The organism is Psychrobacter sp. 16-MNA-CIBAN-0192 (assembly GCF_040309565.1).
In the GTDB taxonomy this organism is placed as follows: Bacteria; Pseudomonadota; Gammaproteobacteria; order Pseudomonadales; family Moraxellaceae; genus Psychrobacter.
This window is the reverse complement of record NZ_JBEOOX010000011.1, coordinates 17,772-31,272: the sequence shown is the minus strand read 5'-3', so window position 1 is coordinate 31,272 and position 13,501 is coordinate 17,772. Positions and strand designations below refer to the sequence as shown.

9 protein-coding genes are annotated in these 13,501 nt (G+C 43.8%); 4 read left to right on the top strand and 5 right to left on the bottom strand.

The window, feature by feature from the left end; all coding sequences use genetic code 11:
- The first annotated feature begins 159 nt into the window (after positions 1-159).
- Positions 160-3,048 (top strand): RNA polymerase-associated protein RapA, encoded by a 2,889-nt coding sequence (gene rapA / locus AAEY78_RS09390; RefSeq protein WP_352339086.1) that lies wholly within the window; start codon positions 160-162, stop codon positions 3,046-3,048.
- Between the two features lie 368 nt (positions 3,049-3,416).
- On the top strand, positions 3,417-4,319 hold the full coding sequence (locus tag AAEY78_RS09385) for an acyl-CoA thioesterase (RefSeq protein WP_352339085.1): 903 nt from the start codon (positions 3,417-3,419) through the stop codon (positions 4,317-4,319).
- A 113-nt stretch (positions 4,320-4,432) separates the two neighbouring features.
- On the opposite strand, the gene mutY is transcribed toward AAEY78_RS09385, so the two are convergent.
- The 5 genes from mutY to AAEY78_RS09360 form a co-directional block, all read right to left on the bottom strand.
- Positions 4,433-5,671, bottom strand: coding sequence for an A/G-specific adenine glycosylase (gene mutY / locus AAEY78_RS09380; protein ID WP_352339084.1), 1,239 nt, complete (start codon positions 5,669-5,671; stop codon positions 4,433-4,435).
- A 66-nt stretch (positions 5,672-5,737) separates the two neighbouring features.
- Positions 5,738-6,664, bottom strand: a complete 927-nt coding sequence (locus tag AAEY78_RS09375; protein WP_352339083.1) for a GIY-YIG nuclease family protein — start codon at positions 6,662-6,664, stop codon at positions 5,738-5,740.
- A 67-nt stretch (positions 6,665-6,731) separates the two neighbouring features.
- Positions 6,732-7,688, bottom strand: coding sequence for a ribosome biogenesis GTPase YlqF (gene ylqF, locus AAEY78_RS09370; protein ID WP_352339082.1), 957 nt, complete (start codon positions 7,686-7,688; stop codon positions 6,732-6,734).
- Between the two features lie 166 nt (positions 7,689-7,854).
- A complete protein-coding gene (locus AAEY78_RS09365; protein ID WP_352339081.1) occupies positions 7,855-11,034 on the bottom strand; it encodes a DUF2339 domain-containing protein in 3,180 nt (1,059 codons plus the stop codon).
- Between the two features lie 127 nt (positions 11,035-11,161).
- Positions 11,162-11,899 (bottom strand): dienelactone hydrolase family protein, encoded by a 738-nt coding sequence (locus AAEY78_RS09360; RefSeq protein WP_352339080.1) that lies wholly within the window; start codon positions 11,897-11,899, stop codon positions 11,162-11,164.
- A 177-nt stretch (positions 11,900-12,076) separates the two neighbouring features.
- Between AAEY78_RS09360 and AAEY78_RS09355 the strand changes: the two genes are divergently transcribed.
- The gene (locus AAEY78_RS09355) at positions 12,077-12,640 is read left to right on the top strand and encodes a YcgN family cysteine cluster protein (RefSeq protein WP_352339079.1); all 564 of its coding nucleotides are present in this window, start codon (positions 12,077-12,079) and stop codon (positions 12,638-12,640) included.
- A gap of 45 nt (positions 12,641-12,685) precedes the next feature.
- Positions 12,686-13,495, top strand: a complete 810-nt coding sequence (locus tag AAEY78_RS09350; protein WP_352339078.1) for a hypothetical protein — start codon at positions 12,686-12,688, stop codon at positions 13,493-13,495.
- The last annotated feature ends 6 nt before the right edge of the window (positions 13,496-13,501 follow it).

Sequence of the window (13,501 nt, the reverse complement as noted above, 5' to 3'; positions counted from 1 at the left end):
TAGTCTATCCAATAGCTTAGATAAATATACTCTTGAAAAAGTAAGTTAGCGCATGCATCTAGCTGCTAACGCTATATAATAGACACGTTTATGCCGTGATTGATTAAATGACGGTTATTACCACTTTTCTTATCATCTGAGTACAAAAGACATCGCCCTATGACTATCTCTGCCGCTGTATTGCATAATTCTGAATTCGCTGTTGGTCAACGCTATTTATCTGATACGGAGTCCGAGCTTGGCTTGGGTGTGGTTGTCGATGTTGACGACCGCTGTGTGCATATCTTATTTCCGCAAAGTGAAGAAACACGGGTCTATGCAAAAAACTCCGCGCCCTTATCGCGCGTGGTATTTAAAGTGGGCGATAGTATTTGCGACCAACAAGGCTTAACCCATACCGTCACTGCTGTTGATGAAGTGATGGGCGTGCTCAAATACAGTGTCGATGGCTATGATAAAGGCATCATGGAAACTCGCCTTGCCGCTAATATTACCTTGGCAAAACCGCTTGAGCGCCTGCTTGCTGGGCGTATCGAGCGTGGCGATTGGTATGAGCTGCGTCAAGATATCTTGCGCATGCAAGCGGCACTTGCTGGTCATCCCCTTAAAGGGTTGATGGGCGCGCGCGTCGATATTATCGAGCATCAGCTGTATATTGCACATGAAGTGGGAAAACGTATCGCCCCACGGGTCTTGCTTGCCGATGAAGTGGGTTTGGGTAAAACCATTGAAGCCGGTTTAATTATTCATCAGCAACTGCTGACTGGTAAAGCGGAACGCGTGCTGATATTAGTACCGGACAGCTTGCAATATCAATGGATGATTGAGCTGCGTCGCCGTTTTAATCTGAATTTTGCACTGTTTGATTTGGTACGTACGGCGGCAATTAAAGAACATGACCCTGAGCAAAATGTCTTTTTAACTGAGCAATGTATGATTGCCGGTATGGATTTATTGCTTGATCATCCTGACTTGTATGACCAAGCGATGGAAGCGGGTTTTGACTTATTGGTCGTTGATGAGGCGCATCATCTGCATTGGGATGAAGAGCGTGGTGGTAATGATAAATATGACTTGATTGCAGATTTTGCCGAAGAAACGCCGGGTGTGATGTTATTAACCGCAACGCCTGAGCAATTGGGCACGCAAAGCCATTTTGCGCGTTTGCGTCTGCTCGATGCCAATCGTTTTGATGATTTAGATGAATTTATTGCCGGACAAGATGCCTTTGCCGAAACTGCCGCGGTTGCTGGCGTGTTAATAGAAGATAAACCATTAAGTGACGGGCAAATTGCGGCGTTATCGGGCTTATTGAATATCAGTCTCGATGAGTTATCTACGATTAATGATGATGAAAAATTACGCACCCATGCGCTCAATGAATTGCTTGACCGTCATGGTACGGGTCGCGTGCTATTCCGTAATACCCGTGAAAGTGTCAAAGGTTTTCATGGTCGTAGCAGTCAGCCGTATCCTTTGCCATTACCTGAAGCATGGATAGACAGCTATCAAACCTGCGGTAAATTGCGTGAGCAGTTGTGGGGCGAAGAAAATCAGCCCGATGGTGGTTGGTTAGAAGATGACCCGCGGGTGCCTTGGTTGATTGATATCCTAAAAGGCGAGCTAAAACACCAAAAGGTATTATTGATTGCCCGTAGTGGTGCAACCGTTGAGAGTTTGGAGGCGGTATTACGTCTGCATGCAGGTATTAAAACCGCGATTTTCACTGAGCAAATGACCTTGCTAGAGCGTGACCAAGCGGCAGCATTTTTTGCGGATAGTGAAGGCGCACAAATTTTATTGTGCTCGGAGATTGGTTCTGAGGGGCGTAATTTCCAGTTTGCAAGCCAGCTAATATTATGGGATTTACCGGCTAATCCTGATACGTTAGAGCAGCGTATTGGTCGCCTAGACCGTATTGGGCAGACGCAAGAAATCACCTTGCATGTGCCATATGTTAAAAGTACAGCGCAGGAGCGGTTATATCAGTGGTATGACAGTGCGCTGAATATTTTTAATCAAATATCGCCAACCGCGCAAAGTGTGCAAGAGCAATATATTGCTGAATTAAAGCCGTTATTAGAAGGTGCGGATACAGCTGAGAATCGGGCGATTATGCAAGAAGTGGTTACTGATGCGCTGGAAACACGTCTCGAGCTTGAAGCCCAACTGCAAGCCGGTCGCGACCGTTTGTTGGAATACAACTCATGTCGCCCACGCGTCGCTGGTCGTATTGCCGACGCCATGCGTGATTTTGACAGCCATAATGTATTGCCAAAGTTCGTTGAGCGCTTTTTAGCGTCGGCGAATATTGAATATAGCGTGCAGCGCGATGGCTCATGGGTGATTGCACCCGTAGACAGTACGGAAATCAGTGAGTATATCGATGGGTTGCCGCTGGGTGACGAAGACGGTATGACCTTAACGTATGAGCGAGAGCTGGCGCTGCAACGTGAAAATATCGAATATATTACTCACGAGCATCCGTTGATGCAGGCAATCTACGAGCTGGCAACCACCAGCACCTTTGGTAATACCACGGTCGCCACGCTAAAAAGTGCTGCCATGCCCCAAGGGATGGTGATGATTGAGGTAAACTTCCGCGTAGAAGCTATCGCCCCAAAACTTCTTAACTTGCCTGCGACCTTATCAACTCAGAACATCCGTGTCTTTATCAGTGAACAAGGGTCAGATTTATCCGCACGTATCAGTGCTGAGATGATTATGCCGCACGTTGAGCGTTTGGATAAAAACCGCGCGCGCCAAGTGATTAAAGTGCGCGGCGATGTAATTGAGAACCGCTATTATGATGCCGAAGAGATTGCCAAAAAACAACTGGCGGATATCGGTGCGCAGGCAAGTGAACGCTTTAGCCAGCAATGGTCTCGTGAAATCAAACGCCTTAAGCATCTACAAACCATCAACCCGAACGTCCGTCCTGAAGAAATTGAGCGTTTAGAACAGTTAAAGGCGCAAGGCGAGCAAGCATTGGCAAACTTATCCTTGGTGCCGGATTCTATTCGGGTACTGGTAGCGGTAAAACCTTAAAGTGTTGAAGCTTTCATTGTTATTATGCTCATAATTTCCTAATTAAAAGGAGGTACTATATAGTACCTCTTTTTTTATATGACTATTTTAGTCAATTGGGCGACATCATAAAGCTCTAACCCAGTCAGTCAAACTAATGCTGGCTCAGTAGCATTCCGTAACTGGTCAAGGCGATAAATATTAGGTAAGATGTTTGATTTTTATTAATAAACGCCTAAGGATAATCGTTTATGAACCCTGCAGTCATGGACGATTTTACTGTTGATAACACATTATTAACGCTAAATAATTTTTGCTATTCTGAACTGTATCGCACTGATATCAGCATGATATGGGATTAAGGATAAAAAATAAGGAAACGTGCTGTCATGTCCGATTACTCGCAACTGATTGATGAACTGCTTGCCACCGTAACGCTCATTGAAGTGAGCCCTGATGTTTTTGAAGGCAAAAGTCATGATTATGTTGGCGTGCGTATCTTTGGCGGACAAGTGCTGGCGCAGGCAATTATGGCAGCGTCGAATACCCTTACTGAAGATAAACCATGTCATTCATTACATGGCTATTTTTTACGGGGTGGCGATATTACTCAGCCAGTGATTTATCAAGTGCGCCGCTTGCGTGATGGACGCAGCTTGTCAGCACGTGAAGTAACAGCAATACAATACAAGCAAGTGAAGGGTCAGCCCCCTGTTGAGCAGGTTATATTTACCATGATGGCGTCATTTGCGCCAATGGAGGAGGGCTTAGAATATCAAGAGGATATGCCTGTTTATCCACCGCCAGAAGATTTACTTGCTGAGCAAGAGTTAAAAGAAGACTATGTTGGTAAGGTGCCAGACGCGCTCAAAGCGCGCTTTATGCGCCGCCGTCATATTGAGATTAAACCCGTTAAACCGCGCGACCCCATTCATCCTGAACCGATGAAACCTAAACAAGCCAACTGGCTACGCATCCGCGAGCTGGGCGCACAGCCGCAAGCCATTCAGCAGGCGCTATTGGCATTTTCATCAGATTTTTATTTGGTAGGGACGGGCTTAATGACGCATGGCGTCAGCTTTATGACCAGTGGGTTACAAGCGGCGAGTATCGACCATTCGATGCATTTTCATCGTCATTTTGATATGAATGAGTGGCTGCTGTATGACATGTGGAGCGATACCACTTCTAATGCAATGGGGCTAAATCATGGTCAGTTTTGGCAAGACGGTAAATTAGTAGCGACCGTACAGCAGGAAGGCTTGATGCGTTTGCGCGTGCCGAAATCTTAATGCCTATCCTTTTATAGCTAAAGTTATAATTAAAAAAAGCGACTCAAAATATATGTTGAGTCGCTTTTTTATATCGGTTTATTAGGTTGTTTTAAGCAATTATGCATAAAGGTTTATTCTAAAATCTTGACCATCGCTCGTGGTAATCCAAGCGTTGCCTGCGCATTTTCAGCGTTTAACCAATTGATATTAATATCCGCAGCTTGCAATGCTTCGGTCAATGTTTGTACTTGCTCAGTATTTACGGTTAATAATTGCGGTGTTAAATACCAATGAAAATGAGTCAGTGAATGTTTAATCGGTGCATCGTCCAATAAAGTTTTATTGATAGCTGTTGCGACCAATTTATTCTTATTTAGCCATTCATTAATGATTTGCTCAGCGGTGGTAAATTCTACCTCGTATAATTTTTCGTTGCTTGCTACTGTTAAAGGCTTTTCATCAAAAGCTTCTGTCTGTTTAGTAATAGTTTTAACTTTGACGTTGCCACTTGTTTTTTCGATAAACTCCAGTGGTAAGCTCCATAATCCACCCCAAATACCATTATCAGGGCGTTGTAGCCATAATATCTCGCCATCCGCATTTTGAATCAGTAACGCATTGCTAAATTTGCTAGGCTTGGGCTGTTTTTTAGCTTTTACTGGATACTCTTCTTCGCGATTTTGCGCATGTGCCAAGCAATCGTCTTGTAATGGACATAATAAGCAAGCAGGTTTGCGCCTTGTACATAAGGTTGCGCCCATATCCATTATGGCTTGGGCGAACAATCCTGAATTCTCTGTTGGGGTTAAACGCTCCGCCAATGCCCATAATTCTTTAGTGGTTGCGGACTTAGTAATATCACCGTCAATGGCTGCCCAGCGTGTCAATACTCGCTTAACATTGCCATCGCAAATGACGCCATAACGGTGCAAGCCCATCGCCATAATCGCACCTGCGGTTGATGGCCCCACACCAGATATAGCTTCCCATCCTGCCAAGGTCTGCGGAAAATCGCCAGTTTCATCAATCACGGTAACCAACTGCTTCGCGCCCTTATGCAAATTTCGCGCCCGCGCATAATAACCCAATCCCGCCCAATGTTCTGCGACCGCATCCCATTCTGCTGCGGCTAAATCTTGCACGATTGGAAAGCTGTCCATAAAACGTGCAAAGTAGGGCAGCACAGTAGTGACTTGGGTTTGCTGTAGCATGACTTCTGATAGCCAAACGATATAAGGATTGGGCGTGTCGGTCTGGTGTTGTTGCCACGGTAAATCATGGCGACCGTTATCGGTAAACCAAGCGAGAAGACGCAGGGCGAAGGTGTCAAAGTTAGTGTCGGTATGGGCAAACGTAGCGATGGCTGTCATAAGCAGTAGGCAAGCAATTTAAAAGTATGCGGATTATATGAGGGTCGCACGGTAGGATTAAAGGCATTAGCGATAGATACTGTCTAAAGTTTCTCCGGTAGCATTTTTCCATTCAATCCAACCATTTGTAGAACGCCCTGATACTAGTGCGCTAGCGCCACTGGGTGTTTTAAACAGTTGGTTTTCAGTCAATTTATAGCTTTTGTCATTTACTGCGATTAATTTACCACTACTCAGTAAACCCTCTTTTAACCTAATTATAAATGGTGGCGCTGATGTTACTTGCGCTTTTCGTATCAAAGACCCTGCTAATATCACAAAACCATCGTCGTCATAGTAGCCTTGAGCATCGCCATCTTTAACCTTGTAGTAAAATAATGGCGGTGCAAGCTCGATAGTAGGTATCTCTATTTTTGTTGTAGCCTGATTGGCAGTGTTAACAATAGACGCCAATTCAGCACGGTAAATTTTATGCTCATTAATATTTAAGGTTTCAAATATGGGTTGCCCCATCGTTGATAATAAAATACTTAATGTATGAAATAATTCTTCACAATCTGCTTTGAGCGGGGCAGGCGTGTGAGGTAATGAGCCATTATTACCATTTAATAACTCGTAGCGGGCTGCCTGTTTTGCTGTTTCAATAGCTTTGTATTCTAAGTAAAGAGCATGAGTTTGAGTAATAGTGTTATTGGTTGATAGCATCACAAAAGCACGCTCCCAAAAATCTTTCTTCAGGTTGTGCTGTTGAATACGATTACGCAACTCACCTGACTGTCCAATGTATAACTGCGGTAATCCGTTTAATTCACTACTTCCTACCAAAAAATACAAACCAACTTGAGCTGAATCTTCCATGGTTAAGAATTCTTTCATATGAACTCTAGGCACTTCGATAAGACGAGCAGTTCTAGTAGTCATTTCAGCACTACGGATACCGCGTGGATTACCCGTTGGTAAGAAGATTTGAATCGTTTTTGCAGATGGGGTCATGGACAGCCTGTGTTAATTGAAAAACAGTTCTAAAATTTCTCATAATGTTAAACAGAAAAACAAAAACCTACTTCCGATTCTTCCGCGTCTTTAAGCGACGCAAGCGTTTTTCTTCTTCCTTAGCCACTCTTTTTTCTTCAAGGGCAATGCGTTGTTCCGCAACAACGGCTTCTTCCGCTTCACGCATAGTAGGGGTTTCCAGACTGATGCGCCCAATCGTACCACTGCGCAGCTCATTGACAAGGATTTCTGACATGCGGTAAATATCAACGACACCGCCTTTCTTCAATAACCCTCGATTGCGCCCTGCGATTTCAAAGAACTCTCCATCTGTCTTGGGTAATTGTTCAATTTTATAACGCTCTTTTAACAGCTCAGGATACGCCTGCAACAAATATTCAGCGGTATAACCAGCAACATCATCAAAATCAAATGCTGTATCACGAATACCGCCCGTTGCCGCCAAGCGATAACCTGAATTGGCGTTTTCCACTTTTGGCCACAGCATACCGGGCGTGTCATACAGCATGATGCCACCATCAAGTTTAATCAGCTGCTGCGACTTGGTGACGGCAGGCTCATTGCCCGTTCTGGCAACGGCGCGACCGGCTAAAGTATTAATCAACGTCGATTTACCGACGTTTGGAATACCCAAAATCATCGCTTTAATCTGTCTGCCTGATTCGGCTTTATTGGGCATGAGTTTTTTGCAAAGCTCAATAATACGGTGTACGTCTGCCGCTTTATTGTCATCAAAAGCCAGTGCTTTGACACCATCTTCTTGTTCAAAATAATCCATCCATGCTTGCGTCATCTCAGGATCGGCAAGGTCGGCTTTATTTAAAATTTTAATCACCGGCTTGTCACCGCGCAGGGTGGCGACCATCGGGTTTTCACTGCTATACGGAATGCGCGCATCGAGCACTTCGATAATCACGTCCATTTGCGGCATGATTTCTTTGACTTCATTGCGCGCTTTGTTCATGTGTCCGGGGAACCACTGAATATTCGCTCTCGTATCCATTTGCTGTTATAACCTTTTATTCATAAAATAGGATGCTAAAAAGTGACAATGCGTCGCTTTAAGCAATGACGTTCAGTTTACTACATAAGCCACGTACTGATGCTAAAAAGTAAGGATGCGAAAAAGTGCTCCCGCTACAACTTTAGTTTGTCTCAATGAGAAATGATTATTCTGGTAGTTTTGCAGTCTCATCATGCACAGGCGGCAACGGCGCTAAATAGCCAATCAGTGAAATCAAACTGCCTGCACCAAGGAAAGAAATTACTCGCCAAATCGCTTCTGTCTGTGATAAATCAACTAAAACCAGTTTTAAGACTACAATACCCAATAAGCCAATGCCCATAAACCACAGCGCGCGCTGCCAATAGCGACTGGCGATAATGGTGGCGAACAATGCCAGCAGCGTCCATAAAATAGTCAGACCCGTTTGCACTTGCTCGCTGTCCCATGCGTTGCCCGTATTACTATAACCAGTATTATTGTACAAATTACCAATCCATAACGGCGTATCAATAAAGGCGTGCAACGTTCTGACCAACATACTAGAGACTATCCAAAAACCAATCAGGGTCAACACAATCAGTAACGTGTCGCTTTTGCGAATGGCGGTGAATAGATTTTGCTGTTGCATGCCACGTTGACGCAATAAATACACGCCCAGTCCGTAAAATACTACCAGCCATAACGTCACATCATATAAGTTGAATAATGGGAAATAAGGCAGTCCCCAAATAACGCCATCGTAGGTAAAGTTGGTACAAATTACCCAGCCCAAGGTTAATGGTACAAATATTTTGGCGCTATTAAGTAGTGCTTCTTGCCAATTAAACCAGTAGAGCGTGCGCCCTGAAGAAGAACTTTCCGTCTGATTATAATTTTGCTGACGGTATGTTAACCACAGTCCAGTCAGCATGAGCGCAATAGGCACAAGGATAGTGACCACGCCTTTTGAATCCGGTAATTTATAATGTACCAATTCGGCAATAATGATAATGCCCGTGCAAAGCCAACTGGCGCTATCGTAGCTTTTCAATTCTGCACCGCTATCGTTATCTTTATTGGTATAGCCATGCCATGTTTTTAACCATAATTGACCAAACACTAGCCAGCCGATGATTAAAGTTATAAATATTGACCAATAAAAGCTTTTCCATTGATAGCCGAATTCATACTTTTGCGGCAGTTGAAATAGTAGCATGGTATAAAATAACAGCAGCAAACCATGGCTAAATTGCCTGACCTCACGCCACGGACGGTATTGATTTACGGCATAATAAAGGATAAGACTGGTTAACGTTGCCAATGCAATCAGCGCCGTCGTTGCCAATTGCCAACTGGCAAACCATTCATCAAAATCGATTATCAATACGTATAGCAACCAACCCATCGCGGTAAGCGTCAACAAGCGTATTAAAGCGGGACGTTGCCAAATGAGTTTAAACGTCACGCTTTGGCTATTAATACTAGCAAGCCATTGCTGAGCGGCGGTGTCACTGATGCCTAAAGCTTTGGCATAATCTGATAATGTGTGATGGTCATTCAGTGAGTTTTGGGGTTTATCAGAAGCAATTGTTAGGTTTTGAATCTCTAAAGCAGGCGAATTGCCGGCACGTAAAATAAAGACGCTGGCAACGGCACTGATGGCAGAAATCGTTAAAGCGAGTGTTGGATAATGGTCGATGCCCATGAAGTTATTCAATAACATAGCAACACTAACGAGCTGCAATATTAAACCCAATAATACCGACCACGCCCGCAGTGAGCGACGCCCAAACCATACCAGCGCTAAGCCCTGTACCGACCAGCTAAAGGCAATCCACTCTGCATCTAATGCCAGCGGAATCACCAAGGCTAAAAAGCCAAAACCTAATGCCAGCATTCCTTCCGTAATTAACGCATAACGCTGACTGCGCTGAATAAATGTCCAACCAAGTCCCAAGTATACCGCCGCTAAAATGGCACTGGTTAAGGTTAAAGCGTGTTCAATATCATGCAGTAATGCTGAAAATAACCCAAATGCCAATAATGGTACGGAGAACAGCAGCCCGATATCAATGGGAAACACATAGCTGTTGTGCTGACTTTTGCTATCAATAATTTGCTCATTATTGCTGGCAGTAATGGCATGAACGGTAGCGACTTCATTGTCATCGTTATAAGCAATGATTTGCTGGGCATAGCGGATGACGACGAATAAATAAAGTATAACGTGTAGCGCCACGAGCAACGTCAACGTCCAGCGCTGATTAGCAATGATTGCCGTTAAGCTTTCAGTCAATCCCCAATAATATGCCAGCCCAAACGTCACGCCCGCACCGAATAAATTGAGCACCTTCCATGGACGATAATGAGCGATAACAGCAATGGTCACGTTTAATAATAAGTAATAGCTAAATAATGCCGTTAAACTGCCCGTATCTTGACTGGTCAAAATGGGCGCAAAAAATCCACCGGATAATGCCATTAATGCCAAAGGAAACGCGTTTTGACGCACGGCTAACGCTACTGTGATTGCTGATATTATTCCCAATGTTAAAAAGCTGGGCAGACTACTCATCACCTGATAAACGCTATAAGCAAAAAAAGTGGTTAAATAAGCGGTTGCCAGTCCTGCGCCTTGCAATGTAATACCGTACGCAAAGCGCTTGGGTGCAAGTTTGAATCCCAGTCCGGCAAGTGCCACCCCTGCCACCCCAATCGCTGATAACTTAATACCAATCGGAATCTCGATATATTCACTAAGCAAGCGTAATAACAACACCACGCCAACCAATAACACTAAGACCCCGACACGCACGACCAAATTACCGCCCAAAAACCAGTTTTGTACAGAATGAAAAAGGGAGGTGACGATAGGAACTGAGCGCTCGTCAGGCTCTATCAGTGCAGTATTTATTTTATCGCTTAAAGGCTGATTTTCAGGCACGAGTGGTTGCGTTGCAGGCGATGATACAAGATTATTTGATAGAGGGTTAGATGTTGAGTCATCAAGCGGTAACGGTGGCGGCATTGACATTGCTGTTGAAGACACTAAATTTTCAATGGGTAAGTCAGTGTCAAATATGCTTTTTATAGCAGTAGTATTTATCGCAGAATTTTTTTCTACAGTAGATTCGTTGAGTGCGCTATCGGCTACAGAGTGAGCAGATACGGAGTGTTGAGTTGAGCTTGCATTTTCCTTTTTTTGCTCAATTATTTGCTGTTCAAGCTTGCTCTTTAACTGCGTCATATCTTGCCGCAATTGTGCCAGTTGCTGATGCAGCCTAATATAAAGGGCAATCATAATTACTAGTAAGGTAATCACTACTAGCCAGCCTAAAGAACCCATCAAAAAATATAGCATCATCCCCACTCAATCTGTCTGTCCATTGAGTGATAATGACGCTATTTGGTTCTAAGCACAAGAGTGACGCGTCCAGCGCGCCACATTTATACCTATCTGCGCTTATTGAAAATGTATCTATAAAGCTTATTTAACCTAAATTAGCTTTCATAAATTCCAGCATATTGTCCCAGCTTTGTTTCGCTGCGGCTTCGTTATAACCTAAATCTACGCCATTTTTGGCAGCGCGTTCATCAGCTTGTGGATTGGTAAATCCGTGCTTCGCGCCGTCATAGACATCAATAGTATAGTCAACATCAGCGCCATCCAGTTCTGCTTTGAGCCCTTCAATAGCCTCCATCGATACCATCGAATCATCGCGACCATGTGCTACCAAAACTTTGGCAGTGAACTTCTCATCAGCAGGCTGCTTAGGTGATGGATTGCCGTGGAAAGTAGCAACGGCTTTTAAAGGCATGCCTTCGCGCGCCATATCAAGGACGATTTTGCCACCAAAACAAAAACCGATTGCACCTAAGTTATCACCGTCAACGGCAAGTTGATCGCTAAAATCATTAAGAATCAAACGGCAACGTGCCATCAGCATATCTGGGTCTTCTAGTACTTGCTCCATCCATATATTGGCTTGCGCAGCATCTGAGGTTAGTTTGCCTTCACCGTAGACATCCATAGCGACTGCGGCATAACCGGCTTTTGCCAAACGTTCGGTAGTATTTTTTGGGTGCTCGACCACGCCCCACCATTCTGGTGCCACTAAAATACCGGCTACGAGTTTATCGTCAGCAGCGTTTTCTGGTAATGCCACGTAGCTGATAAGTTGTACACCATTTTCGGTGGTGCTAATAAGTTCAAAGGTCTTAATTGACATAATAGTGTCCTTGTTATAGTTGAAGTTTTTTTAGATTGAGTATTATTGGTTTATATTTATTAATAACGCGTCATTTACTTACCAGTACTAATATTTACCCGTACTACCATAACGCCCAACTTCTGCAAAAACAGCTATAATACTGTAACGCTCTTTATCAATATGCGACGCAACTTTATGACTTTAAATTTATTAAATAACGATAAATCCGGCTTAAATGTCGATACAGACACGCCTTTATTATCTGAAAATGACGCGACGGAATCCCTGCGTCCGCAATTTTGGTCGCGCTATACGTTAGCGGAATTAAACCCTAGCGAGTGGGAAGCTTTATGTGATGGCTGCGGTAGCTGCTGCCTGATTAAATATATCGACGAAGATGAAGATGGCAACGTGGATGAAAGTCTGGTCGAGTATACCGATGTGACTTGTCAGCTTATGGACTGCGCGACGGGCTATTGCAGGCATTACGCGACTCGCCAAGAGCACGTACCAGATTGTATTCAGCTGACGATTAATAATCTGCCCAATATGATGTGGCTACCGTCGCACTGCGCTTATAAGCGCTTATATAAAGGGCAAAACTTGCCAAGCTGGCATTTATTGTTAACCCAAGATGCAGTGGCAACCCAGCAACAAATGCGCGCAGCTAATGTCGGTGTGGCAGGGCGCTGCGTGACTGAAATCGGGATGGATGATGAAGAGATGGAGACGCGCGTGGTTAATTGGGTACAGCCGTAGCTTATTATTTGTTTAAATAAAGTCTTATTATCCAAGGATAAGGATATGTCTCAAAATTATTTAGAAATAAGTGCTTTAAAAGTCAGTCTCATATTAGGGGCTGCATTTTTATTAAGCAGTTGCTCAAATATTTCTCCTTTGACCAAATCTAACATCTCTACCAATCAAACGGCTCAAGCCCTACCGACAAAGGGTACACCATTACCTGTATCCGCTATTAAACCAGCTGCTTTTGTTGTCGATTGGCAAAAGATAGAGGCAATTGCAGATAAAAAATATCAAGACGAGCCATTGGCTGATTATTATTTTAATATTTTATCTAAAGAAGAAAGGAATGGAGCGCCTTGGTTTTATGCGCAAGACTTTAATGTCTCTATTGAAGAGGCGCAGCGCCGATTATTATTGCAAGGGATTAGCTCACCACTGATTGAAGCGATTGCAGAACACTTGGGCACGACGATTGCGGCAATTTATTATGATAATAATGACGCCAATGAGTATGCGATTAAGGTGACGACACTGAGTATGGTAAAAGCTGTCCCGCCAAAATACGTGTATCATTTTAAGCAAAAGGAGTTTAAAGACTACTCGTTTCCTATTTATATCCAAGCGAGTAGTGATAAAAAGCATCAGCAAATTTTTGCATTGCAAGAAAAAGCGTGGCCTGAGATATTAAAGCGTTATCCAGACACTCAAAGTATTGGTTTTAGCCCAATGACCAATACTATTAATGTGCGCATTTATCGCAAAACAACGGATGAAGCTGAACGCCAACGTATAGAAGTTGAGTTGACGCAGCTTGTCGGTCATCCAGTAGTGGTTGAATTTATGAAAAATCGAATCACGACGCTATAAAGTGAG

Bases quoted from the DNA above. Each gene is read 5' to 3' on its own strand.
- rapA (WP_352339086.1), top strand. From the start codon at position 160: ATGACTATCTCTGCCGCTGTATTGCATAATTCTGAATTCGCTGTTGGT.
- AAEY78_RS09385 (WP_352339085.1), top strand. From the start codon at position 3,417: ATGTCCGATTACTCGCAACTGATTGATGAACTGCTTGCCACCGTAACG.
- mutY (WP_352339084.1), bottom strand. From the start codon at position 5,671: ATGACAGCCATCGCTACGTTTGCCCATACCGACACTAACTTTGACACC.
- AAEY78_RS09375 (WP_352339083.1), bottom strand. From the start codon at position 6,664: ATGACCCCATCTGCAAAAACGATTCAAATCTTCTTACCAACGGGTAAT.
- ylqF (WP_352339082.1), bottom strand. From the start codon at position 7,688: ATGGATACGAGAGCGAATATTCAGTGGTTCCCCGGACACATGAACAAA.
- AAEY78_RS09365 (WP_352339081.1), bottom strand. From the start codon at position 11,034: ATGATGCTATATTTTTTGATGGGTTCTTTAGGCTGGCTAGTAGTGATT.
- AAEY78_RS09360 (WP_352339080.1), bottom strand. From the start codon at position 11,899: ATGTCAATTAAGACCTTTGAACTTATTAGCACCACCGAAAATGGTGTA.
- AAEY78_RS09355 (WP_352339079.1), top strand. From the start codon at position 12,077: ATGACTTTAAATTTATTAAATAACGATAAATCCGGCTTAAATGTCGAT.
- AAEY78_RS09350 (WP_352339078.1), top strand. From the start codon at position 12,686: ATGTCTCAAAATTATTTAGAAATAAGTGCTTTAAAAGTCAGTCTCATA.